Here is a 22,889-nt window from a genome sequence, read left to right as displayed (position 1 = left end):
CTAGCCCCTGTACGCCGAGAAGCACGGTGGGGGGGGCGGCCGCGGGCGGCCCCCCCCCCCGGCGTGGCGGGTGGGGGGGGCGGCGGCGAAAAGCCCCGGGGGTGGTGCCCCCGGGGCGGCCCCCCCCGGGGGGCGGGGGCGCCCCCCGGCGCGCGGGCCCCCAACGTCGCCTCGGCCCGCGCCGCCCGGGTGCCCCCGTGCGCAAGGGCCCCCGGCACGGAGACAGCCGGCGCCGACAGCGCGTCCGGGTAGCGGAAGGCCAGCGCGATCTCGCACTCGCCGCCGCGCAGCATCGCCAGCGACTCCGGCGGCTCGGCCTCCACCAGCGACACGCGGACCCCCGGATGGGCGCCCCGCAGCCGGGCGACAGCGGGCGGCACAAGAGTGGAACTCGCGGTCGGGAACGACACCAGGCGCACCCGTCCGGCCCGCAGGCCGGCGATCGCCGCCACCTCCTCCTCGGCGGCCGAGAGGCCGGCCAGGATCCCGGTGGCGTGCTTCAGCAGCACCTGGCCGGCCTCGCTCAGCTGCATGCCGCGGCCGACCCGGACCACCAGGGGCAGCTGCACCGACTTCTCCAGCGCCTTCATCTGCTGGCTGACCGCCGGCTGGGTGCATCCCAGTTCGCGAGCGGCGGCGGAGAAGGAGCCGGTGCGGGCGACGGCCCGCAGGACACGGAGATGGCGAGCCTCGATCATGCGTTCACGCTACGCCCCCGAGAGCCCGTCCCCGTACCGCGCGGGCCCGGGTACGCCGAAGGCCCGGCACCCCCGCTGAGCAGGGGTGCCGGGCCTCGAACGTACGTACTTAGTGCGAGTGGCCGTGGCCGCCGTGCGAGTGGCCGGCGTCGGCCTCCTCCGCGGCGGGCTTCTCCACCACGAGGGTCTCGGTGGTGAGGAGCAGCGAGGCGATCGAGGCCGCGTTCTCCAGCGCCGAGCGGGTGACCTTGACCGGGTCGATGACGCCGGCCTTCAGCAGGTCGCCGTACTCGCCGGTGGCGGCGTTGAAGCCGAAGCCCGCCTCCATCTCGGCGACCTTGTGGGTGATGACGTAGCCCTCGAGGCCGGCGTTCTGGGCGATCCAGCGCAGCGGCTCGGCGAGCGCCTTGCGGACCACCGCGACACCGGTCGCCTCGTCGCCGGTCAGGCCCAGGCCGCCGTCGAGCACCTTCTGGGCGTGCACGAGAGAGGCGCCACCACCGGCGACGATGCCCTCCTCGACCGCGGCACGGGTCGCCGAGATGGCGTCCTCCAGGCGGTGCTTGCGCTCCTTGAGCTCCACCTCGGTGGCGGCGCCGACCTTGATCACGCAGACGCCGCCGGCCAGCTTGGCCAGGCGCTCCTGCAGCTTCTCGCGGTCCCAGTCCGAGTCGGTGTTGGCGATCTCGGCCTTGATCTGGGCCACTCGGCCGGCGACGGCCTCGTGGTCACCGGCACCGTCGACGACCGTGGTCTCGTCCTTGGTGATGGTCACCCGGCGGGCGGTGCCCAGCAGGTCCAGACCGGCCTGGTCGAGCTTGAGGCCGACCTCCTCGGAGATGACGGTGGCACCGGTCAGGGTGGCCAGGTCGCCCAGGATGGCCTTGCGGCGGTCACCGAAGCCGGGGGCCTTGACGGCCACCGCGTTGAAGGTGCCGCGGATCTTGTTCACCACGAGGGTGGAGAGCGCCTCGCCGTCCACGTCCTCGGCGATGATCAGCAGCGGCTTGGAGGCACCGCCCTGGAGGATCTTCTCCAGCAGCGGGAGCAGCTCCTGGATCGAGGAGATCTTGCCCTGGTTGATCAGGATGTAGGGGTCCTCCAGGACCGCTTCCTGACGCTCCGCGTCGGTCACGAAGTACGGCGAGAGGTAGCCCTTGTCGAACTGCATGCCCTCGGTGAAGTCCAGCTCCACGCCGAAGGTGTTCGACTCCTCGACGGTGATGACGCCGTCCTTGCCGACCTTGTCGATCGCCTCGGCGATCAGCTCGCCGACCTGCGGGTCCTGGGCGGAGAGCGACGCGACGGCGGCGATGTCGTCCTTGCCGTCGACCTCACGGGCGACCGAGAGCAGGTGCTCGGTGACGGCCGCGACGGCCTTGTCGATGCCCTTCTTCAGGGCGGCCGGGCCGGCGCCCGCGGCGACGTTGCGCAGACCCTCGTTGACCAGGGCCTGGGCCAGCACGGTGGCGGTGGTGGTGCCGTCACCCGCGACGTCGTTGGTCTTGGTGGCGACCTCCTTGACGAGCTGCGCGCCAAGGTTCTCGTACGGGTCGTCGAGCTCGACCTCGCGGGCGATGGTGACGCCGTCGTTGGTGATGGTCGGGGCGCCGAACTTCTTGTCGATGACGACGTTGCGGCCCTTGGGACCGATGGTCACCTTGACGGTGTCGGCCAGCTTGTTCACACCGCGCTCCAGCGAGCGGCGGGCGTCCTCGTCGAACTGCAGGATCTTCGGCATGGTTCCGTTTCCTTGGGTTTCTGCGCTACGTGAGCCAACAACCGCGCCCCGGGCCCCTGTCAGTGCTGACACGGATCCGGGGCGAGGCGAGGTGGCGGGCGGCTGGCCCGCCGGACTTGCTTACTTCTCGATGATGGCGAGAACGTCGCGAGCCGAGAGGACGAGGTACTCCTCGCCCGCGTACTTCACCTCGGTGCCGCCGTACTTGGAGTACAGGACGACGTCGCCGACGGCGACATCGAGCGGAAGACGCTGGCCGTCCTCGAAGCGGCCCGGGCCGACGGCCAGGACAACGCCCTCCTGGGGCTTCTCCTTGGCGGTGTCCGGGATAACCAGGCCGGAGGCCGTGGTGGTCTCGGCGTCGAGCGGCTGGACCACAATGCGGTCCTCAAGCGGCTTGATGGCAACCTTGCTGCTGGCGGTGGTCACGTCCGAGTTCCCCTTCGGAGATTACGGGGTTGTCTTACAGGTAGGTGGCGACGTCTGCCGGTCTGCCGTCGCGGGGGTCAGACCTGCTCTGTCGCGTTAGCACTCTCCCTGGGGGGAGTGCCAGGAACGACCATAGGCCGCGGTTAGCACTCAGTCAACCAGAGTGCCAACGGCGCGCCCATGGTTTCGCTGTGACCGGTGTGCCCGGGCGCGTCGCCGCCGGGGACAATGGGCGGGTGGAGACCGAGATCTTTGAGGCCCTGCTGACCGACGCGGGCCGGCAGCTGCTGGCCGAGCTGCGCGAGTACGCCCCCGGCGAGGAGCTGGCGCTGGCCACCCGGCTGCGCCGCGAGCACCCCGCCGAGCTGGTCTCCGCCGCGCTCGCGCAGGCGCTGCTGCGCCAGCGTGCCCGGGCGAAGTTCGGCGAGGACGCCGACTCGATGTACTTCACCCCCAACGGCGTCGAGCAGTCCACCCGGCGCAGCGTGGCCGACTGGCGGGCGCAGCGCTTCGCGGCGCTGGGCGTACGGCGGCTGGCAGACCTGTGCGGCGGCATCGGCGGCGACGCGATCGCGCTGGCCCGGGCCGGGATCGAGGTGCTGGCCGTCGACCGCGACCCGCTGGCCTGCGCGGCCGCCGCCGCCAACGCCGCGGCGCTCGGCCTCGCCGACCGGATCGAGGTGCGCTGCGCCGACGTCACCGAGGTGGACGTCACCGGCTTCGACGCGGTCTTCACCGACCCCGCCCGGCGCACCTCCAAGGGCAGGGTCTTCGACCCCTCGGCCTACTCCCCGCCGCTCTCCTGGGCCGTCGAGGCCGGTCGCCGGACCCCGTTCGGCGCGCTCAAGGTGGCGCCCGGCATCCCGCACGACCTGGTGCCCGAGGACGCCGAGGCCGAGTGGGTCTCCGACCACGGGGACGTGAAGGAGGCGGTGCTCTGGTTCGGCACCAAGGCCGCCGAACCGCACCGGGCCACCCTGCTCCCCGGCGACCGCACGCTGACCGGCGGCCGACTGCCCGACCCGGCGGCGGGCCCGACCCGGCGCTACCTCTACGAGCCGGACGGCGCGGTGATCCGCGCCCACCTGGTCGCCGAGGTCGCCGAGCAGGTCGGCGGCACGCTGATCGACCCGATGATCGCCTACCTGACGTCCGACCAGCTGGTCCCGACCCCCTACGCCCATGCGTACGAGATCACCGACCAGCTGCCGTTCAACATCAAGAAGCTCAAGTCCCTGCTGCGCAAGCGCGGGGTGGGCACCGTGGTGATCAAGAAGCGCGGCATCGGCCTGACCCCGGAGGAGCTGCGCCGCGCGCTCAAGCCCGAGGGCCCGAACACGGCGACCGTCTTCATGACCCGGATCGGCACCACCCCGGTGATGCTGCTGGGGCAGCCGGCGGGCTAGGGCCTAGGCGGGTGGCTGGATGTAGTCCTCGAGGCGGGCCACCGAGAAGCCCTGCTCCTGGATACGGCTGAGCAGTTCGCCGAACATCTCGGTCATCGTCTCGCCCTTGAGGTCCTTGGGACCGCGGAAGTGCGCCAGGATGATGTCGCCGGGCTTCAGCTTCTTGTCGCCCGTCTGGTACTGCATGTCGTGGATCTGCATGGTCTCGTGCCACAGCACGACGGCACGCGGACCGCACTGCTGGACGGCGGTGTTGAGCGTCGGGGTGTGCGCGCCGTCGCCGTAGGGCGGGCGGAACAGGAAGGGCGCGGCGCCGTACTGCTGGGTCAGCACCTGCTGGTCGCCGCAGACCTCGGTCTTCTGCTGCTCGGCCGACTTGGTGCTCATCGCCGGGTGGTGCAGCGTGTGGTTCTGGATCAGGTTGCCCTGTGCCTGAAGTGGCTTGAAGTAGCCGTAGTCGTTCTTGATGGCGTCGTCCATCAGGAACATCGTGATCGGGACCTTGAGGTCGTTCATCATCTCGATGAACTTGGGGTCCTTCTCCGCGCCGTCGTCGATCGTCACGAAGACCACCTTGTCGGTGGTCGGGATCGCGCTGATCACCGGGACGGCACCGGTCTTGGTGAGCTTGACGGGCTTGTCCGCCGGGGCCGGCGGGGCCGGCTGCATCGGCTGGAGCTTCCACTTGGCCCAGGCCGCGGCGCCGGCGGCGCCTGCCGGAGCCGAGGACTTGGGCACTGGCGGCAGCGCCGTCTGCACGGGCTGCGCGGAGGCCGCGGGCGACAGCGCACCCGGCGCGGACCTGGCGCCGCCACTGCTGCCGCAGCCGCTGATCGCGGCGGCCAGGGCGAGCGAGCCGGCCAGGTAGATCCTCGTCCGGCTCCAGTCGTACGTCTTCACCGCGTTGCGCTCCCCGGGCTGCTGTTCGGTCAGGTCTAGACCGAGAACGCTACCGTGCCACGACGTACTCACTGTTGAACGACCAGCGGTGCACGGGCCGCGCCAGCAGCCCGGCCGGCGGTTCGGGGACGGCCGCCGGCTCGGTCCCCTCCCACCAGCCGATCAGCAGCACGCGCTCCCCCGGCGCGCTGAACAGCTCGACCCGGGCCGCGCCTTCGAGCGCGGGCACCGCGAACTCCCGTGCCCAGGCGAGCAGTTCAGGCGCCCGGCCGTCCGCCGCCCGGGCCTCCCACATCGCCGCGACGGTGCTCACGCACCGCCGCCCAGGGCGCGGTAGGCCTCGCCGTGCACGTCGTTGTGCGGCACCGAGACCTCGGTGACCGGCAGCGAGGAGTCCGCCGACAGGTCCAGCGCGGAGGCAGCGCGGCCCCGCCAGACCATCTCCGAGCCGAGTGCCGCCACCATCGCGCCGTTGTCCGTGCAGAGCCCGGGACGCGGCACCCGCAGCCGGATGCCCGCCTTCTCGCAGCGCTGCAGGGCCATCTCGCGCAGCCGCGAGTTGGCCGCCACGCCGCCGCCGATCATCAGGTGGTCCACGCCGTTCTCCCGGCAGGCCTTGACCGCCTTGCGGGTCAGCACGTCGGTGACCGCCTCCTGGAAGGACGCGGCGACGTCCGCGATCGGCACCTCCTCGCCGGCCCGCCGCTTGGCCTCCACCCAGCGGGCGACGGCGGTCTTCAGGCCGGAGAAGGAGAAGTCGTAGGCGGGGTCCTTCGGGCCGCTCAGGCCGCGCGGGAAGGCGATCGCCTTCGGGTCGCCCTCGCGAGCCATGCGGTCCACCACCGGACCGCCGGGGAAGCCCAGGCCCAGCACCCGGGCCACCTTGTCGAAGGCCTCGCCGGCCGCGTCGTCGATGGTGGCGCCGAGCGGGCGGACGTCGCTGGTGATGTCGGTGGTCAGCAGCAGCGAGGAGTGGCCGCCGGAGACCAGCAGCGCCATCGTCGGCTCGGGCAGCCGGCCGTGCTCCAGCTGGTCCACGCAGATGTGCGAGGCCAGGTGGTTGACGCCGTACAGCGGCTTGTCCAGCGCCCAGGCGTAGGCCTTGGCCGCCGAGACGCCGACCAGCAGCGCGCCGGCCAGGCCGGGACCGGCGGTGACCGCGATGCCGTCCAGGTCGGAGGCCTTGATGCCGGCGGTGTCCAGCGCGCGCTGGATGGTCGGGACCATCGCCTCCAGGTGCGCGCGGCTGGCGATCTCGGGGACCACGCCGCCGAAGCGGGCGTGGTCGTTGACGCTGGAGGCCACCGCGTCGGCCAGCAGGGTGGTGCCGCGCACGATGCCGACGCCGGTCTCGTCGCAGGAGGTCTCGATGCCGAGGACGAGCGGTTCGTCAGCCATGGAGGGATTCCTTCAGATCATCGTTCGGGTGAGCATCGCCGCTCGGGTGGTCCAGGCGCATCACCAGGGCGTCCACGTCGATCGGCTGGTAGTAGCCGCGCCGGATGCCGACTGGGACGAAGCCGAAGCGCTCGTAGAGCCGCTGGGCGCGCAGGTTGTCGACCCGAACCTCCAGCAGCAGTTCGGTGCAGCCGCGCCGCACCGACTCGTCGATCAGGTCGGTGAGCAGCACCGCGCCGAGCCCCGCCCCCTGGTGGCGCTCGTCGACGGCGATGGTCTGGACGTCGCCCTCGGTGCCGATGGCCATCAGGCCGGCGTAGCCGACGATCGTGCCGTCCTCGGTGGTGGCCACGGTGTAGTGGCGGTTGCCGCCGGGGTGGGTCTCGGCGAGTTCGGACCAGTACATGGCCGGCGACCAGGCGTCGTCGGGGAAGAGCCGCAGCTCCAGCGCCATCACCGGGTCGATGTCCCACCAGCGCATCGGCCGCAGCGTGGTCCGCGTGTGCACAGCGGTCACGCCGGGAGCACCGCCTTGTAGCCTGCGGGCACCTGGGCGTCGGGGCGGCGCAGGTAGAGCGGGAGCGGGGGCAGCAGCTCGCGGCCGGCCGCCAGCTCGGTGGCGGCGAAGTCGGCCATCGCGCCGGCCGAGACGTGCTCGGGGGCACGGGCGTCGGTGAACACCTCGCGGTAGAGCAGCGCGCCGGCGCCGACCGCGACCGGACGGGCCGTCAACTCGGCGGGACGGTCGACCGAGGGACCCTCGGCGCGGGTGCCGTCGGCGTCGTAGGAGGCCCAGTAGACCTCCTTGCGCCGGGCGTCGGTGGCGACCGTGAACGGGCCGGTCAGCCCCTCGGCGCGGGCCTGGTGGGCGATCGCGTCCAGGGTGCAGACGCCGTACACCGGCAGGCCGAGCGCGTGGCCGAGCGCGGCGGCGGTGACCAGGCCGACCCGCAGGCCGGTGTACGGGCCGGGGCCGACCCCGACCACCAGCCCCGTGAGCTCGTGTTTGTCGACGCCGGCCTCGGCGAGCGCCCGGCCGATCGCGGGGAGCAGCAGCTCCCCGTGGCGACGGGCGTCGACCTGGTGGGTCTGCGCCAGGACGGCCGTTCCGTCATGGACGGCGGCGGTGACGGCGGGGGTAGCGGTGTCGAACGCGAGCAGCAGCACGGCTCCAGGTTAGAGGGTCGGCGGCTCGACCATTTGTCCTGGTACGGAACACACGTTCTCGGCGTCGCCGAGCGGGGCCGTGGAACTGGCACCATAAGACCGACCAGCACTACGGATGGTGGGAGCACTCGTGGCAAAGATCGGTCCCGGAGTCGTCGTCACCGGTCTGACCCTGGGCGCCCTGGCGGTGGTGAGCCTGCTCGCCATCCAGGCGAACGGCGCCGAGACGCGCACCGCGGCCGCCGGCCCGCGGCCCGGCGCCACCGGCTCCCCGTCCGCCTCGCCCTCGCCGAGCGCCTCTCCCTCGGCCGCCCTGGCCGCACTGCCCGCCGCCTCCGGCACCGGCCGCCGGGTGGTCTACTCGGTGAGCGCCCGCCAGGTGTGGCTGGTCGACCCGAAGAAGACCCCGCAGGTGCAGGCCGCCTTCGCGGTGGAGCCCGGTTCGGTCAGCCCGGAGACCGGCAGCTTCACCGTCTACAGCCGGGCGGCGGCGACCACCGGCACGGACGGCCGGCAGGTCGAGCACGTGGTCCGGTTCGCCGAGCAGAGCGGGACGGTCTTCGGCTTCAGCGCCGCCGTCGACGGCGCGACCCCCTCGCCCGACCCCAAGGTCAGGACCGGCGGCATCCGGGAGAGCCGGGAGAACGGTCAGACGCTCTGGGACTTCGCCCCGACCGGCACCCGGGTGATCGTGATCGCCTGAGCGCGCCGGCGCCCGGCCACGGCGTCCCCTCTCCCTGCCACGGCGTCCCCTCGCTCTGCCACGGCGTCACCCGGCCGCGGCGGCGTGCAGACCGCCGCGGCGGCCGCGGTCGCGGCCAGCAGGGCGCGCATCGGGACTGTGCTCTGAGCGGGGGTGCTGCTCGACATGGCGCCTCCGTAGTTAGGCATACCTAACTGCCGCACCCATCCCATCACGCCCGGTGCCCTACCCGCAACACTTTCCCGACACCGTGTCGGGAAAACCTCAGCGCGCGTCCAGGGCCGCCAGGTCGACGCCGTCCCAGCGGCTGCCCAGGCCGTTCAGGGTGACCCGGCGCGGGTCGGGTCCGTCCACCGACACCTCGGCATCGCCACGCTCGATCCGCACCTCCAGTCGGCTCTCGGAGAGGTCCTCGACCTTGCCCTCGCCCCACTCGACCACCACCACCGACTCGGGCAGCGACACGTCCAGGTCGAGATCCTCCATCTCGTCCAGGCCGCCGCCCAGCCGGTAGGCGTCCACGTGCACCAGCGCGGGGCCGCCGACCAGCGACGGATGCACCCGGGCGATCACGAAGGTCGGCGAGGTGACCGCCCCGCGCACGCCGAGGCCGACCCCGAGCCCCCGGGTCAGCGTGGTCTTCCCCGCGCCCAGCTCACCGGAGAGCAGCACCAGGTCCCCGGGTCGGAGCAGGCCGGCCAGCCGCTCGCCGAGACCGTTCATCCGTTCGGGGGTGGGGACGGTGAGAGTGGTGTACGAGCCCATGATTCCTCTGCCTGTGTCGGTCGGTCCAAGCCAACGGTGCCATAAGACCGACCGGCGATTGGGGGGCGGCGTCGCGGGCCGATGGCTCTCTCCCCCACCCTTCGGGCGGGAGGTGCCCCCTTGGACGGCTTCTCCTCAGTCGCCCTCCTTGCCCGGCAACGGGCAGGAGGGGCCCTGATGCTCCGCATGGACTCCTTCGTCGGCACCGCCCAGACTCGGCCCTCGACCCTCCCCCAGCCTTCGGCCGGGGGCACCCCCTCCTTCACCCACCCCCCAATCGCCGGTCGGTCTAACGCAGTCGGTGCCTACTGCGGTCCCGCCAACTCCTGGACGGCACGCGGCAGTCGCAGACCGGCGCGGGCGGCGGCGCGGCCGAGCAGCGCCGCGAGGCTGCGGTTCACCTCGTCCGGGCGCTCCAGCATCACCAGGTGCCCGGCGTCGGGCAGCAGCACCAGGTCGGCGTCCGGCAGCGCGCGGGCGATCGCCTCGCTGTGCGCCGCCGGCGTCAGCAGATCCCTGGTGCCGGCCAGCACCAGCGCCGGCACCCCCGCGACGGTGGCCAGCGCGGTGGCCTTCTCGTGCACCCCGAACGCCGGGTAGAACTCGGCCACCACGTCGATCGGCGTGCTGTCCAGCAGCTGCTCGGCGAACCGGGCCACCGCCGGGTCGACGTCCTTGGCGCCAAAGGAGAACCGGCGGTAGAGCACCGCGGCCAGATCCGCGCCGACCCGCCGGGTGGCCTCCACCAGGCCGACCTGGCTGCCCAGCAGCCTCACCACGCCGGGGCCCAGCCGGCGCCAGACCCGGGCGCCCATCGCGGGCAGGCCGAGCGTGACGGTGTCCCAGTCGCCGGCCGTGGTACCGATCAGCGCGACGCCGACCACCCGCTCCCGGAACAGCTCCGGGTGCTGGTCGGCCAGCGCCATCACCGTCATGCCGCCCATCGAGTGGCCCACCAGCACGACGGGCCCGGTCGGCACGACCTCGTCCAGCACGGCCTTGAGGTCGGAGCCCAGCTGGTCGATGCTCGCGGGCTCGCCGGCCAGGTAGGAGCGGGAGCGCTCGGAGCGGCCGTGGCTGCGCTGGTCCCAGCACACCAGCCGCAGGCTGCCGCGCAGCGCGGCCCGCTGGAAGTGCCAGCTGTCCTGGTTGAGGCAGTAGCCGTGGCAGAGCACCACGGTGAGTCCGCCGGCGTCCGGGGCGTCCGGGGTGTCAGGGGTGTCCACCTCGACGTAGAGCTCGGTGCCGTCGGCGGCCGCCACCGTGCGCGACCGGCCGCGCAGGGTGCCGAACGGCGCGGCCGCGTCGAGCTCCTCGCGGGCCCGGCGGCGGGTCGCCCGGCCCACCGTCAGCCGTTCGATGGCGACGCCCGCGGCGGCGCCGGCCGCGACCACGCCGACCGAGATGCCGATCAGCCCGGCCCGGCTCACCCCGCTGCCACCGGCCGGCTCGGTCATCCGACGGTTCCGATGCCACCGACATAGCGGCGCGGCACGCGGGCGCCGATCCGGGTGACGATCTCGTACGCGATGGTGCCGGCCGCGCGGGCCCAGTCCTCGGCCGTCGGCTCGCCGCGCTCGCCGTTGCCGAAGACCAGCACCTCCTCGCCCACCTCGGGCGTCTCGCCGGCGAGGTCCACCACGAACTGGTCCATCGCGATCCGCCCGGCCGCGGTCCGCCACTTGCCGCCGATCTGCACCGGTCCCGCGCCGCTGGCCTGCCGGGGCAGGCCGTCCGCGTAACCGAGCGGGACCAGACCCAGGGTGGTCTCGCCGGGGGTGTGGTACAGGTGCCCGTAGCTGACGCCGTGCCCGCCCGGCACGGTCTTCACCAGCGCCAGGCGCGCGTGCAGCGCCATCACCGGGCGCAGCCCGAAGTCGGCGGGCGGGCCGACCTCCGGGACCGGCGACAGTCCGTACATCGCCAGCCCGGTGCGGACCAGGTCGTAGTGGGCCTCGGGCAGCAGCAGGGTGGCCGGCGAGTTGGCCAGGTGCCGCACCTCGGGCGTGACCCCGGCCCGCTCGGCGTGGTCGAGGGCCGCCGCGAAGGCGTCCAGCTGGGCCCGGACGGACGGGTGGCCGGGCTCGTCGGCGGCGGCGAAGTGCGACCAGAGGCCGACCACCTCGATCAGCCCCTCGGCCTGGGCGCGCAGCGCGGCGTCCACCAGGTCGGGCCAGTCGTGCGGCTGGCAGCCGTTGCGGCCCAGACCCGTGTCGGCCTTGAGATGCACCCGGCCCGGGACGCCGGTCAGCCGGACGGCCGCGAGCAGCTCGTCCAGCGCCCACCGGCCGCTCACCGAGATGTCCACCGAGGCCCGCAGTGCCTCGGCCCACGGGCCGCCGGGGGTCCAGAGCCAGCACAGGATGCGGGCCCGCTCCGGTCCGATGCCGCCCGCGCGCAGCGCGAGCGCCTCGTCGGGCGTCGCGGTGCCGAGCCAGCGGACGCCGGCCGCCAGGGCCTCCAGGGCGCACGGCAGCGCGCCGTGGCCGTAGCCGTTGGCCTTCACCACGGCCATCAGCGCGGCGCTCGGCGCGCGCTCCCGCAGAGCCGCGAGGTTGCCGCGCAGGGCCGCCAGATCGATGGCGGCCTCGGCGCGCACTCCGTCAGCGAGCATGGCGGTCCCGGTCGTCGTCGCAGTTGTCATCCGGGTCAGTCTCCCAGACCTGCGGAGATTCCCGTCCGACGCCCCTGCGGCCCCCGGTGTCCCTCCTGCACCGCGCGCCAGGCGCTCGGCAGGGCGGCGGCGACCTCCGAGGCGGTGACAGGCGCACCGGGTCCGCCGCCGAGGACGCCGCCCGCGGCGGCGATCCGGCCGGCCAGGCCGTGCAGGTAGGCGGCGGCCGGGGCGGCGTCCCAGGGGTCGAGCCCGGCGGCCAGCAGGGCGCCGGCCAGGCCGGCCAGCACGTCGCCGCTGCCCGCCGTGGCCAGCCAGGAGGTGCCGGTGGGGTTGACCCGGACGGCGCCGTCCGGGCGGGCGACCACCGTGGTCGAGCCCTTGAGCAGCACGGTCGCGCCGAAGCGGACGGCCAGTTCGCGGGCGTACCGCAGCCGGGCCGCGGCGACCTGGTCCGCGGTCACGCCGCCGCCGAGCAGCCGGGCCGCCTCGCCGGTGTGCGGGGTCAGCAGGGTCGGTGCGCTGCGGCCGGCCAGCTCGGTGGGGCCGCGGCGGGCGAGTTCGGTCAGGGCGTCGGCGTCGATCAGCGCCGGGACCTCGGCGGCCAGCGCGTCGGCCAACGCGTCGGCGGCGTCGTCGCCGGAGCCCGGGCCGACCACCCAGGCCTGCACCCGCCCGGGGGTCAGCAGCACCTCGGGGTGGCACCGGACCACCTCCTCGGCCGGCCGGCCCTGGTAGCGGACGGCGCCCGCGCCGCCGTGCAGCGCTCCGGCCACGGCCAGCAGGGCGGCGCCCGGGTAGCGCTCGGAGCCCGCGAGCAGGCCGAGGACGCCCCGACGGTACTTGTCGCTCTCGGTGGCCGGGTGCGGCAGCAGGGCGGCCAGCTCGGCGTGCTGAAGAGCCTGGACGGCGGCCTCGGCGGGCGCCAGGCCGATCGGCACCAGTTGGAGCGCGCCGACGTAGCCGGCGCCCGGGTCCACCAGCAGGCCGGGCTTGTACGTCCCGAAGGTCACCGTGACGTCGGCGCGCAGCGCCGCGCCCGGGACCTCGCCGGTGTCCGCGTCGACCCCACTCGGCAGGTCCACCGCGACCAGCACCCCGGTCCGCGGCGCCGTCGCGTACGGCTGGGCCGCCGGGCGCAGGCCGCCGCTCCCGCCGATGCCGACGATGCCGTCGAGGACGAGGTCGGCGCGCCGGAAGTCGGCCAGGCCGACGTCCGGGTCCGCACTCACCCGGCCACCCGCGGCCCGCAGCGCCGCCAGGCCGCCCGCGTGGGCGCGGTCCGGGCTGAGCAGCACCGCACTGACGGCCGCGCCGCGACGGGCCAGCCGGGCGCCTGCGAAGAGCGCGTCACCACCGTTGTCACCGCTGCCGGCCAGCACCAGGACACGGCTGCCGTAGACCCGCCCCCGACGCTCCGTCAGCAGTCGCGCGCAGGTGGCGGCCAGGCCGGCCACCGCGCGGTCCATCAGCGGCTGCCCGGCCAGCGCGGCCTCGGCGGCACGTACCTGTTCGACGGTGTGAGCGTGGCGCATGGCTCGACGCTACCCCGCGCCCTCAGCGATCACCACGGCCGTCGCCACGCCGGCATCGTGGCTCAGCGAGAGGTGCCAGCTGCGGACACCCAGCCGCTCGGCCAGTGCCTCGATCGTCCCCGTGACGTGCAGAGTCGGCCGGCCCGACTCCTCGGACCGCACCTCCGCGTCGTGCCAGTCCAACCCACCCGGCGCACCGAGCGCCTTGGCCAGCGCCTCCTTCGCGGCGAACCGCGCCGCCAGCGAGGCCGCCCCCCGCCTCGCGCCACTCGCAAGCAACTGCTCCGCCGGGGTGAACAGCCGGTCCGCCATCCCCGGCGTCCGCTCCAGCGCAGCCTCGAACCGCTCGATGGAGGCGACGTCGATTCCCACTCCGATGATCACCCAGCCGACGATACGGGACGCCCCCGCGACAGGGAGCCCGGTCGCCCGGCACACTTTCGAGTGAGCATCACGTCGACAGCCCGCCCTGCCCGGTCCGCGCACCTACGGTGGCGTTACCGGAGCAGCAGGAGGGAGAAGGGCCATGGTCGCCATGCCAGCCATCGAGCGTCCGGTGAGCGCCGAAGGGGATCTCCTTCAGGAGTTCCTGGAGCTCTCCACCCCGGAGGGCTACCGAGCCGAACTCATCGACGGGGAGATCGTCGTGACACCACCACCGGACGGCGCGCACGAGACCGCGATCGCGCTGATCGTCAGGCAGCTGATGCGCAAGGCCGCCACCGAGTGCGACGCTCTGGGCAACAAGGGCCTGATCACCCCCGGAGGCCGATTCATCCCTGACGGTACTGTCACGCCGGTCGGCCACTTCGAGCATGCCGAGTCCTGGGCGGGGACCGCCGGCGTGCTGTTGGTCTACGAGGTCACCTCCACCCACCCCGCCAAGGACCGCGAGGCCAAGCGGCTCGGCTACGCCGCCGCGGGCATCCCCTGCTACCTGCTGGTCGACCGCGACGAGGCCAAGGTGACACTGTTCACCGACCCGGAGAGGGGCGACTACGCCTCGAGCCACCAGGTCGCCTTCGGCAAGCCCCTCGACCTGCCCGCCCCGTTCTCCTTCACCCTGGACACCGGCCCCCTGCGGTAGTCCGCAGGGGGCCGGGGGCCTCGCTACTCCACCGTGACGGACTTCGCCAGGTTGCGGGGCTGGTCCACCTCGTGGCCCTTGGCCGTCGCCAGCTCGCAGGCGAAGACCTGGAGCGGGACGGTCGACACCAGCGGCTGGAGCAGGGTCGGCGTCACCGGGATGCGGATCAGGTGGTCGGCGTACGGGACGACCGCCTCGTCGCCCTCCTCGGCGATCACGATGGTCCGCGCACCGCGGGCCCGGATCTCCTGGATGTTGGAGACGATCTTGTCGTGCAGGATCGAGCGCCCGCGCGGCGAGGGGACGACGACCACGACCGGCAGCCCCTCCTCGATCAGCGCGATCGGTCCGTGCTTCAGCTCGCCCGCCGCGAAGCCCTCGGCGTGCATGTACGCCAGCTCCTTGAGCTTGAGCGCACCCTCCAGCGCCACCGGGAAGCCCACGTGGCGGCCGAGGAACAGCACCGAGTTGGCGTCCGCCAGCGACCGGGCCAGCTCGCGCACCGGCTCCATGGTCTCCAGCACCTGCTCGACCTGGCGCGGCGCGTCCGCGAGCTGCTCGATGACGGCGCGGATCTCGTCGCCCCACTTGGTGCCGCGCACCTGGCCCAGGTACAGGGCGACCAGGTAGCAGGCGACCAGCTGGGTGAGGAACGCCTTGGTGGAGGCGACCGCGACCTCGGGGCCGGCGTGCGTGTAGAGCACGGCGTCCGACTCGCGCGGGATCGTCGACCCGTTGGTGTTGCAGATCGCCAGCACCTTGGCGCCCTGCTCGCGGGCGTGCCGCAGCGCCATCAGGGTGTCCATGGTCTCGCCGGACTGCGAGATCGCGATGACCAGCGTGCGGTCGTCCAGGATCGGGTCCCGGTAGCGGAACTCCGAGGCCACCTCGACCTCGCACGGGACGCGGGTCCAGTGCTCGATGGCGTACTTGGCGATCATGCCGGCGTGGAACGCGGTGCCGCAGGCCACGATGACGACCTTGTCGACCTCGCGCAGCACCGAGTCCGGGATGCGCACCTCGTCCAGGGTCAGCCGGCCGTCGGTGCCGATCCGGCCGAGCAGGGTGTCCGCGACCGCCTTCGGCTGCTCGGCGATCTCCTTGAGCATGAAGTAGTCGTAGCCGCCCTTCTCGGCGGCCGAGGCGTCCCAGTCCACGTGGTACTCGCGGACGTCGGCGGGGGTGCCGTCGAAGTTGGTGACGGTCACCGCGTCGCCGCGCAGCTCCACGACCTGGTCCTGGCCCAGCTCGATCGCCTCGCGGGTGTGCGCGATGAACGCCGAGACGTCCGAGGCGAGGAAGTTCTCGCCGACGCCGCGCCCGACCACCAGCGGCGAGTTGCGCCGCGCACCGACCACCACGTCCGGCGCGTCCGCGTGCACCGCGACCAGCGTGAAAGCGCCGTCCAGCTGGCGGCAGACGATCCGCATGGCCTCGGCCAGGTCACCGGTGTAGGCCTCGGCCAGCAGGTGGGCGACCACCTCGGTGTCGGTCTCCGAACGCAGCGTGTGGCCGCGCTCGGTCAGCTCGGACCGCAGCCAGGCGAAGTTCTCGATGATGCCGTTGTGCACCACCGCGACCCGCAGGTCGTCGTCCAGGTGAGGGTGGGCGTTGGCATCGGTCGGGCCGCCGTGGGTGGCCCAACGGGTGTGGCCGATACCGGTGGTGCCGCCGGGGAGGGGGGTCTCGGCGAGCGACTTCTCAAGATTGACGAGCTTGCCGGCCCGCTTGTCGGTGGCGAGGCTCCACTGCCCTGCGGAGTCCGCCGTCTGGATGGCCACGCCGGCTGAGTCGTACCCTCGGTACTCCAGCCGCCGCAGCCCTGCGATCACTACATCGAGCGCGGGCTGAGAGCCCACATAACCAACAATTCCGCACATGTGTGTCAGCATAAGGGCCGCTCGATTTCACCCAGGCCACGGCCGGGACAACGGTGCGTGACCGACACCACAGCACCGGCCCGGCCGACTACGGCCCACAATGGACGGGTGCTGACCGAACTGTGTACGCGGGGCGCTGCCACCGCGCCCGGCCCATCGCCGTCTCCGTACGTCGATCTCTCCCGGGCCGAGTGGAGCGCCCTGCGCGACCGAACGCCGCTGCCGCTCTCCGCGCAGGAGGTGGAACAGCTGCGTGGCCTCGGCACCGCCCTGGACCTGGACGAGGTACGGGACGTCTACCTGCCGCTCTCCCGGCTGCTCAACCTCTACATCCACGCCACCCACGAACTGCGCGGCGCGCTGGGCACCTTCCTCGACATGGGGGACACCGAGCGCACCCGGACGCCGTTCATCATCGGCGTGGCCGGGTCGGTGGCGGTGGGCAAGTCCACCAGCGCCCGTCTGCTGCAGGCCCTGCTCGCCCGCTGGCCCGAGCACCCGCGGGTCGAACTGGTGACCACCGACGGCTTCCTGCTCCCCAACGAGGAGCTGCGCCGACGCGGCCTGATGGCCCGCAAGGGCTTCCCGGAGTCCTACGACCGCCGGGCGCTGATGCGCTTCGTCGCGGACGTGAAGGCGGGCAAGCAGGAGGTCACCGCGCCGGTCTACTCGCACCTGGTCTACGACATCGTGCCGGACCGCCGGCTCACCGTGCAGCGCCCGGACATCCTGATCGTCGAGGGACTGAACGTCCTGCAGCCGGCCCTGCCCGGCCACGACGGCCGGACCCGGCTCGCGGTGGCCGACTACTTCGACTTCTCGATCTACGTCGACGCCCGCACCGACGACATCGAGAGCTGGTACCTGTCCCGCTTCAAGAAGCTGCGGGACACCGCCTTCCTGGACCCGAACTCCTACTTCCGCCGCTTCACCGAGGTGCCGGAGAGCGAGGCGCTGGAGTACGGCCGGCAGGTCTGGCGGACCATCAACAAGCCCAACCTGCTGGAGAACGTGCTGCCCACCCGCGGCCGGGCGACGCTGGTGCTGCAGAAGGGCGCCGACCACAAGGTCCGCCGCGCCCTTCTGCGCAAACTCTGACCGCAGGTCAGCCCAGGTGGGTGCGGACCGACTCGGCGAGCCGCTCGGCGATCGCCCGGGCCTGGTCCTGGTCGGCCGCCTCCACCATTACCCGAACCAGCGGCTCGGTACCGGACGGACGGAGCAACACCCGTCCGGTGCCGCCGAGTTCGGCCTCCGCCTCGGCGACGGCGGCAGTCAGCTCGGCGCAGTCGCCGACCCGGGTGCGGTCCACGCCCTTGACGTTGATCAGCAGCTGCGGGAGCCGGGTCATCACGGCGGCGAGATCGGCCAACGGCTGCTTGGTGGCGGCCAGTCGGGCTCCGAGCATCAGGCCGGTGAGCGTGCCGTCGCCGGTGGTCGCGTGGTCCAGCAGGATCACGTGGCCGGACTGCTCACCGCCGAGCGCGTAGCCGTGCGCCTTCATCGCCTCCAGCACGTAGCGGTCGCCCACCGCGGTCTGGATCAGCTCGATACCCTCGCGCTCCATGGCCAGCTTGAAGCCGAGGTTGGACATCACGGTGGCCACCGCGGTGTTGCGGCGCAGCGTGCCGGCCTCGCGCATGGCGACGGCGAGGATGGCGAGGATCTGGTCGCCGTCCACCACGTTGCCGTCCGCGTCGGCGGCCAGGCAGCGGTCCGCGTCGCCGTCCAGCGCGATGCCGAAGTCGGCCCTGTGCTCGCGCATCGCGGCCTGGAGCTGGTCCAGGTGGGTCGAGCCGACGCCGTCGTTGATGTTCAGACCGGTGGGCTCGGCGCCCAGCGTGTAGACCACCTCCGCGCCGGCCCGGGCGAAGGCCTCGGGGGCGACCCGGGCGGCCGCGCCGTGCGCGCCGTCGATGACGACCTTGACGCCGTCCAGCCGGTTCGGCAGCACCGCGACCAGGTGGGCGACGTACTTGTCGAAGCCCTCGGTGTACTCGCGCACCCGGCCGACGGCCTCGCCGGTCGGGCGGGTCCAGTCCTCCTCGGTGCCGTGCGAGTAGCGGTGGTAGTGCGCCTCGATGGCGTCCTCGATGGCGTCGTCCAGCTTGATGCCGCCGCGGGCGAGGAACTTGATGCCGTTGTCGGGCATCGCGTTGTGGCTGGCGGAGAGCATCACGCCGAAGTCCGCGCCGAGCGAGCCGGTCAGGTACGCCACTGCGGGGGTGGGCAGCACGCCGACCCGCAGGACGTCCACGCCCGCGCTCGCGAGGCCGGCGATGACCGCCGCCTCCAGGAACTCGCCCGAGGCGCGCGGGTCGCGGCCGACCACCGCGACCGGGCGGTGCCCGGCGAACGCCCCCGCGTCGCCCAGTACATGGGCTGCCGCCACCGAGAGGCTCAGCGCCAGCTCGGCGGTCAGCCCCTCATTGGCCACACCACGTACGCCGTCCGTACCGAAGAGTCGTGCCACTGGTCCCGTCCTTTGTCGCCGGCCGCCGGCGGGGGCGCCCAGCGCCGACCCGGCCCGCGGGAAGGAGTCCCCCTGGCCGCCTGACCGGTCCAGGGAGCACGACGCCCCGGGGCACATGAAGTGCTCCGGGGCGTACAAGTCCCACCTGCGGGGTGCGCACCATGGCTGGTACGCACCCCGCGGCGTGACTAGCGCTTGCTGTACTGCGGGGCCTTGCGGGCCTTCTTGAGACCGGCCTTCTTGCGCTCGACGGCACGGGCGTCACGCATCAGGAAGCCGGCCTTCTTGAGGGCGGGACGGTTGTTGTCCACGTCCACCTCGTTCAGGGCACGGGCCACGCCGAGGCGCAGCGCGTAGGCCTGACCGGAGACGCCGCCACCCGAGATGCGGGCGATGACGTCGTAACGGCCGTCCAGCTCAAGGAGCTTGAAGGGCTCGTTCACGGTCTGCTGGTGCACCTTGTTGGGGAAGTAGTTCTCCAGGGTGCGACCGTTGATCTTCCACTTGCCGGTGCCGGGGACGATGCGCACGCGGGCGATCGCCTCCTTGCGACGGCCCAGGCCGGCGGCCGGGATGGCCTCGGCGAAGCGGCCGACCGAGGACTCGGTCGAGTAGGAGGTCTCTTCCTCGGAGGTGTACTCGGTGAGCTCCACCTCGTCGTTGAAGTCGACCTCAAGGGTGGTCTCAGCGGCAGTCTCGGCCACGGTGTTCCTCAGCTTTTCAGTGATGGGGGGCTTGGTGGCCGGAATTACTGCGCGACCTGGGTGATCTCGAACGGCACCGGCTGCTGCGCAGCGTGCGGGTGCTGGTCGCCCGAGTAGACCTTCAGCTTGGAGAGCATCTGGCGGCCCAGGGTGTTCTTGGGGATCATGCCCTTGATGGCCTTCTCGACTGCCTTCTCCGGGTTCTTGTCCAGGAGGTCGTCGTAGCGGACCGAGCGGAGACCGCCCGGGAAACCGCTGTGGCGGTAGGCCAGCTTCTGGGTCTTCTTGTTCCCAGACAGGTGCACCTTGTCCGCGTTGATGATGATGACGAAGTCACCAGTGTCAACGTGCGGCGCGTAGATCGCCTTGTGCTTGCCCCGGAGGAGGTTGGCGGCCTGGGAGGCCAGGCGGCCGAGCACAACGTCTTGCGCGTCGATGACGTGCCACTGACGCTGGACGTCGCCGGGCTTGGGGCTGTACGTACGCACGGTCGTAGCCTTCGCTTTTCAGTGAGTGAGTCCTGACAGGAGCACCTGGACGAGGGATCAGCCCGGACCCGCTTGGACGCAATTCAAGGGGGAGCCGCTGGTCATCGGCCTGGTATCTCCGGCGTACCGACCTCTCACGTGAGATGGAGCGAGCCAATACGCACAACAAGGGCCAACCTTACCCGCCCGGCTGGGCAGGTCCAAATCACCGGCCCGTGCTCACCGCTCGCGCTGCACCCGGGCCTCGTCCCAGACCGGCTCCGGCGACTCGTAGACCTTGCCGTCCGAGCCGAAAACCAGGAAGCGGTCGAAGGTCTTGGCGAACCAGCGGTCGTGCGTGACGCACAGCACCGTGCCGTCGAAGGCCTCCAGCCCCTCCTGGAGGGCCTCGGCGCTCTCCAGGTCCAGGTTGTCCGTGGGCTCGTCCAGCAGCAGGGCGGTGACGCCGTCCAGCTCCAGTTTGAGGATCATCAGCCTGGCCTGCTGGCCACCGGAGAGCGACTCGAAGCGCTGCTCCTCCTGCTTGTCCAGCTCGTAGCGGCGCAGCACGCCCATCGCGGCCTTGCGGTCCAGCGCGTGCTCCTCCTCGACGATCGAGCGCACGGTGCGGCCGAACAGCTCGGGGTGCGCATGGGTCTGCCGGAAGTGCCCGGCCACCACCCGGGCGCCGAGCTTCCAGGTTCCGGTGTGGGCCACCGTCTCGTCGCCCGCCAGCATCCGCAGGAAGTGCGACTTGCCGGAGCCGTTGGAGCCCAGCACCGCGACCCGCTCGCCGTAATAGACCTCCAGGTCGAAGGGCATCATCAGGCCGGTGAGCCCCAGCTTCTCCAGGGTGACCGCCCGCACACCGGTGCGGCCGCCCTTGAGGCGCATGCTGATGGACTGCTCGCGCGGGGGCTCCTCCGGGCGGCCGGCGTCCTCGAACTTCTTCAGCCGGGTCTGCGCGGCGGCGTAGCGGGTGGCCAGCGCGTGGCTGACCGAGGCCGCCTGGCGCAGCGTGACCACCAGCTTCTTGAGCTTGGCGTGTTCCTCGTCCCAACGCCGCCCGAGCTCCTCGAAGCGGGCGAAGCGCTCCTTGCGGGCCTCGTGGAAGGACTCGAACCCGCCGCCGTGCACCCAGACGCTGCTGCCACCGCCGCCGAAGCCCGACTCGACGCTGATGATCTTGTCGGCGGCCCGGGAGAGCAGCTCCCGGTCGTGCGAGATGAAGAGCACGGTCTTGGAGGTGGACCGGATGGCCTCCTCCAGCCAGCGCTTGCCCGGGACGTCCAGGTAGTTGTCCGGCTCGTCCAGCAGCAGCACCTCCTCGGGGCCGCGCAGCAGCGCCTCCAGCACCAGCCGCTTCTGCTCGCCGCCGGAGAGCGTGTTGAGGCCGCGGAACTGGGCCCGGTCGAACGGCATCCCGAGGGCCGCCGTGGTGCAGACGTCCCAGTCGGTCTCGTACTCGTAGCCGCCCGCGTCGGCCCAGTCGGCCAGCGCCTGGGCGTAGGCCATCTGGCTCTTCTCGTCGTCCTGCGCCATCATCGCCAGCTCGGCGGCGTCCACCGTCCTGGCGGCCACCGCGATCCGCTGCGGCGCGACGGAGACCAGCAGGTCGCGGACGGAGGCGTCGGCCGGCAGCGCGCCGGGCGTCTCGCGCTGGTCCTCGCGGCCGGTGGTGCCGACGAACTGGCGCATCACGCCGAGCCCGCCGCTGACCGTCACCGTGCCGCCGTGCGGCTGCGTGTCGCCCGCGATCATGCGCAGCAACGTGGTCTTGCCGGCGCCGTTGGCGCCCACCAGGGCGACCGCGGAGCCCTCGCCGACCCGGAAGGACGCGTCGTCGAACAGCACCCGCCCGTCCGGCAGGTAGTACTCAAGGTGCGAAATCTCGACGTGTCCCATGAGGGCGATTTTGCTATGCCGAGGGCTCCCGGCCCAAACGGATTACCCCTGGCCAGGCAGCGTGCGCATCCGGCGCGCCTCGCGGTTGCGCTCGGCGAGCTTGTCGTCGGCCGGGTAGCCGACCTCCTCCAGCGTCAGCCCGTACGGCCGGACCACGTTGACGGCGCTGTTGCGCACCCGCCCGGCCAGCACCTGTCCGGGGAACTCCACCGGCCGGTGCCCGTCGCCCACCAGCAGCATCGAACCGACCAGCGCCCGCACCATGTTGTGGCAGAAGGCGTCCGCCCGCACCGTGGCCACCGCCAACTGCCCGGCCACACCGGCGGTGTGGCTGTCCGCCGGGACCCGCTCCCAGTGCAGGTCGAGCAGCGTGCGGATGGTGGTGGCACCCTCGCGCTTCTTGCAGTACGCGGCGAAGTCGTGCTCGCCGAGCAGCAGCCGGGCCGCCTCGTTCATCAGGTCGATGTCCAGCGGGCGGTCGTGCCAGAGCACATGGCCGCGCAGCAGCGGGTCCACGCCGCCCTGGTGGTCGGCCACCCGGTAGGCGTACCGGCGCCAGATCGCGGCGAAGCGGGCGTCGAAGCCGGCCGGCGCCTCGGACAGCCGGTAGATCCGGACGTCGCCCGGCAGCCGCCCGGCGAGCCGGCGCAGCAGCTTCTCACCGTGCTCGGCCCACAGCTCGACCGGCAGGTCCACATGCGCGACCTGCCCGCGCGCGTGCACCCCGGCGTCCGTGCGCCCGGCCACGGTCAGGTCGTAGGGCTCGGCGGAGCGCGTCACGATCTGCAGCGCGCTCTCGATCTCGCCCTGCACCGTCCGCCGCCCGGGCTGCCGCGCCCACCCGGAGAACTCGGCCCCCTGGTACGCCAGATCCAACCGGATCCGCACGGTCCCCTCGGCCGGCCCGTCCTGCCGCTGGGGCTGCTCGCAATCCTTCAGCACTGCCAGTACTCCCGTACTCCCGGTAGAAAGGAACGGGCCCGCTCCCCCATCACTGGGAGAACGGGCCCGGACAAC

23 protein-coding genes are annotated in these 22,889 nt (G+C 72.6%); 4 read left to right on the top strand and 19 right to left on the bottom strand.

Annotated elements, in window-relative coordinates:
• The 3 genes from P3T37_RS30025 to groES form a co-directional block, all read right to left on the bottom strand.
• Window positions 1–698, bottom strand: a 698-nt coding sequence (locus tag P3T37_RS30025; protein WP_280727045.1) for a LysR family transcriptional regulator, incomplete at its 3' end; no start/stop codon positions are given.
• A gap of 109 nt (window positions 699–807) precedes the next feature.
• Window positions 808–2,439, bottom strand: coding sequence for a chaperonin GroEL (groL, locus tag P3T37_RS30020; RefSeq protein WP_280727044.1), 1,632 nt, complete (start codon window positions 2,437–2,439; stop codon window positions 808–810).
• 120 nt (window positions 2,440–2,559) lie between these two features.
• Window positions 2,560–2,868 (bottom strand): co-chaperone GroES, encoded by a 309-nt coding sequence (groES, locus tag P3T37_RS30015; RefSeq protein WP_035800903.1) that lies wholly within the window; start codon window positions 2,866–2,868, stop codon window positions 2,560–2,562.
• Window positions 2,869–3,104: 236 nt separating this feature from the next.
• Between groES and P3T37_RS30010 the strand changes: the two genes are divergently transcribed.
• Window positions 3,105–4,274, top strand: coding sequence for a class I SAM-dependent methyltransferase (locus P3T37_RS30010; protein ID WP_280727043.1), 1,170 nt, complete (start codon window positions 3,105–3,107; stop codon window positions 4,272–4,274).
• 3 nt (window positions 4,275–4,277) lie between these two features.
• On the opposite strand, the gene P3T37_RS30005 is transcribed toward P3T37_RS30010, so the two are convergent.
• Genes P3T37_RS30005 through tsaB form a run of 5 tightly spaced genes read right to left on the bottom strand, consistent with a single transcriptional unit; the run spans window position 4,278 to window position 7,739 of the window.
• Window positions 4,278–5,174, bottom strand: a complete 897-nt coding sequence (locus P3T37_RS30005) for a polysaccharide deacetylase family protein (protein WP_280727042.1) — start codon at window positions 5,172–5,174, stop codon at window positions 4,278–4,280.
• A gap of 49 nt (window positions 5,175–5,223) precedes the next feature.
• Window positions 5,224–5,469, bottom strand: coding sequence for a hypothetical protein (locus tag P3T37_RS30000; RefSeq protein ID WP_280727050.1), 246 nt, complete (start codon window positions 5,467–5,469; stop codon window positions 5,224–5,226).
• A 14-nt stretch (window positions 5,470–5,483) separates the two neighbouring features.
• Window positions 5,484–6,572 (bottom strand): tRNA (adenosine(37)-N6)-threonylcarbamoyltransferase complex transferase subunit TsaD, encoded by a 1,089-nt coding sequence (gene tsaD, locus P3T37_RS29995; RefSeq protein ID WP_280727041.1) that lies wholly within the window; start codon window positions 6,570–6,572, stop codon window positions 5,484–5,486.
• Window positions 6,565–7,089, bottom strand: a complete 525-nt coding sequence (gene rimI, locus P3T37_RS29990; RefSeq protein ID WP_348533294.1) for a ribosomal protein S18-alanine N-acetyltransferase — start codon at window positions 7,087–7,089, stop codon at window positions 6,565–6,567. The genes tsaD and rimI overlap by 8 nt, the downstream gene beginning before the upstream one ends.
• Complete coding sequence (gene tsaB / locus P3T37_RS29985; RefSeq protein ID WP_280727040.1) at window positions 7,086–7,739, bottom strand: tRNA (adenosine(37)-N6)-threonylcarbamoyltransferase complex dimerization subunit type 1 TsaB; 654 nt, start codon at window positions 7,737–7,739, stop codon at window positions 7,086–7,088. The genes rimI and tsaB overlap by 4 nt, the downstream gene beginning before the upstream one ends.
• 130 nt (window positions 7,740–7,869) lie before the next feature.
• Here tsaB and P3T37_RS29980 point away from each other — a divergent pair, with 130 nt between their 5' ends.
• Window positions 7,870–8,442: a hypothetical protein gene (locus tag P3T37_RS29980; protein ID WP_280727039.1), complete on the top strand. Its 573-nt coding sequence runs from the start codon at window positions 7,870–7,872 to the stop codon at window positions 8,440–8,442.
• 264 nt (window positions 8,443–8,706) lie between these two features.
• Here P3T37_RS29980 and tsaE read toward each other — a convergent pair whose 3' ends face one another.
• The 5 genes from tsaE to P3T37_RS29955 all read right to left on the bottom strand — a co-directional run bounded on the left by tsaE (window position 8,707) and on the right by P3T37_RS29955 (window position 13,740).
• A complete protein-coding gene (gene tsaE, locus P3T37_RS29975; protein WP_280727038.1) occupies window positions 8,707–9,207 on the bottom strand; it encodes a tRNA (adenosine(37)-N6)-threonylcarbamoyltransferase complex ATPase subunit type 1 TsaE in 501 nt (166 codons plus the stop codon).
• A 305-nt stretch (window positions 9,208–9,512) separates the two neighbouring features.
• A complete protein-coding gene (locus P3T37_RS29970; RefSeq protein ID WP_280727037.1) occupies window positions 9,513–10,664 on the bottom strand; it encodes an alpha/beta hydrolase in 1,152 nt (383 codons plus the stop codon).
• Window positions 10,661–11,851, bottom strand: a complete 1,191-nt coding sequence (gene alr, locus P3T37_RS29965) for an alanine racemase (protein ID WP_280727036.1) — start codon at window positions 11,849–11,851, stop codon at window positions 10,661–10,663. The genes P3T37_RS29970 and alr overlap by 4 nt, the downstream gene beginning before the upstream one ends.
• Window positions 11,852–11,856: 5 nt before the next feature.
• Window positions 11,857–13,356 carry an NAD(P)H-hydrate dehydratase gene (locus P3T37_RS29960; protein WP_280727035.1) on the bottom strand — a complete coding sequence of 500 codons (1,500 nt, stop codon included), beginning with the start codon at window positions 13,354–13,356 and terminating at the stop codon, window positions 11,857–11,859.
• 9 nt (window positions 13,357–13,365) lie between these two features.
• Entirely contained in the window at window positions 13,366–13,740 is a 375-nt protein-coding gene (locus tag P3T37_RS29955; protein WP_280727034.1) for a holo-ACP synthase, read from the bottom strand.
• A 142-nt stretch (window positions 13,741–13,882) separates the two neighbouring features.
• On the opposite strand from P3T37_RS29955, the gene P3T37_RS29950 reads away from it, so the two are divergent.
• Window positions 13,883–14,443 (top strand): Uma2 family endonuclease, encoded by a 561-nt coding sequence (locus P3T37_RS29950; RefSeq protein ID WP_280727033.1) that lies wholly within the window; start codon window positions 13,883–13,885, stop codon window positions 14,441–14,443.
• A 23-nt stretch (window positions 14,444–14,466) separates the two neighbouring features.
• On the opposite strand, the gene glmS is transcribed toward P3T37_RS29950, so the two are convergent.
• A complete protein-coding gene (gene glmS / locus P3T37_RS29945) occupies window positions 14,467–16,323 on the bottom strand; it encodes a glutamine--fructose-6-phosphate transaminase (isomerizing) (protein ID WP_280727032.1) in 1,857 nt (618 codons plus the stop codon).
• A gap of 111 nt (window positions 16,324–16,434) precedes the next feature.
• On the opposite strand from glmS, the gene coaA reads away from it, so the two are divergent.
• A complete protein-coding gene (gene coaA, locus P3T37_RS29940; protein ID WP_280727048.1) occupies window positions 16,435–17,421 on the top strand; it encodes a type I pantothenate kinase in 987 nt (328 codons plus the stop codon).
• Window positions 17,422–17,428: 7 nt separating this feature from the next.
• Here the strand turns inward: coaA and glmM are convergent, their stop codons facing one another.
• The 5 genes from glmM to truA all read right to left on the bottom strand — a co-directional run bounded on the left by glmM (window position 17,429) and on the right by truA (window position 22,814).
• Window positions 17,429–18,796 carry a phosphoglucosamine mutase gene (glmM, locus tag P3T37_RS29935; protein ID WP_280727031.1) on the bottom strand — a complete coding sequence of 456 codons (1,368 nt, stop codon included), beginning with the start codon at window positions 18,794–18,796 and terminating at the stop codon, window positions 17,429–17,431.
• Window positions 18,797–18,984: 188 nt separating this feature from the next.
• Window positions 18,985–19,500: a 30S ribosomal protein S9 gene (rpsI, locus tag P3T37_RS29930; protein WP_280727030.1), complete on the bottom strand. Its 516-nt coding sequence runs from the start codon at window positions 19,498–19,500 to the stop codon at window positions 18,985–18,987.
• A gap of 44 nt (window positions 19,501–19,544) precedes the next feature.
• Window positions 19,545–19,988: a 50S ribosomal protein L13 gene (gene rplM / locus P3T37_RS29925; RefSeq protein ID WP_280666709.1), complete on the bottom strand. Its 444-nt coding sequence runs from the start codon at window positions 19,986–19,988 to the stop codon at window positions 19,545–19,547.
• Between the two features lie 219 nt (window positions 19,989–20,207).
• Complete coding sequence (locus tag P3T37_RS29920) at window positions 20,208–21,872, bottom strand: ATP-binding cassette domain-containing protein (RefSeq protein WP_280727029.1); 1,665 nt, start codon at window positions 21,870–21,872, stop codon at window positions 20,208–20,210.
• Window positions 21,873–21,914: 42 nt separating this feature from the next.
• Window positions 21,915–22,814, bottom strand: coding sequence for a tRNA pseudouridine(38-40) synthase TruA (truA, locus tag P3T37_RS29915; protein ID WP_280727028.1), 900 nt, complete (start codon window positions 22,812–22,814; stop codon window positions 21,915–21,917).
• Between the last annotated feature and the right edge of the window lie 75 nt (window positions 22,815–22,889).

The organism is Kitasatospora sp. MAA4 (assembly GCF_029893355.1).
GTDB lineage: Bacteria > Actinomycetota > Actinomycetes > Streptomycetales > Streptomycetaceae > Kitasatospora.
The sequence above is the reverse complement of the archived record's forward strand: the minus strand, read 5'-3'. Positions and strand labels throughout refer to the sequence as shown.

Coding starts and splice junctions, on each gene's coding strand:
- groL (WP_280727044.1), bottom strand. CDS start 2,439: ATGCCGAAGATCCTGCAGTTCGACGAGGACGCCCGCCGCTCGCTGGAG.
- P3T37_RS30000 (WP_280727050.1), bottom strand. CDS start 5,469: ATGTGGGAGGCCCGGGCGGCGGACGGCCGGGCGCCTGAACTGCTCGCC.
- tsaD (WP_280727041.1), bottom strand. CDS start 6,572: ATGGCTGACGAACCGCTCGTCCTCGGCATCGAGACCTCCTGCGACGAG.
- tsaE (WP_280727038.1), bottom strand. CDS start 9,207: ATGGGCTCGTACACCACTCTCACCGTCCCCACCCCCGAACGGATGAAC.
- P3T37_RS29970 (WP_280727037.1), bottom strand. CDS start 10,664: ATGACCGAGCCGGCCGGTGGCAGCGGGGTGAGCCGGGCCGGGCTGATC.
- alr (WP_280727036.1), bottom strand. CDS start 11,851: ATGACAACTGCGACGACGACCGGGACCGCCATGCTCGCTGACGGAGTG.
- P3T37_RS29960 (WP_280727035.1), bottom strand. CDS start 13,356: ATGCGCCACGCTCACACCGTCGAACAGGTACGTGCCGCCGAGGCCGCG.
- P3T37_RS29950 (WP_280727033.1), top strand. CDS start 13,883: ATGGTCGCCATGCCAGCCATCGAGCGTCCGGTGAGCGCCGAAGGGGAT.
- glmS (WP_280727032.1), bottom strand. CDS start 16,323: ATGTGCGGAATTGTTGGTTATGTGGGCTCTCAGCCCGCGCTCGATGTA.
- P3T37_RS29920 (WP_280727029.1), bottom strand. CDS start 21,872: ATGGGACACGTCGAGATTTCGCACCTTGAGTACTACCTGCCGGACGGG.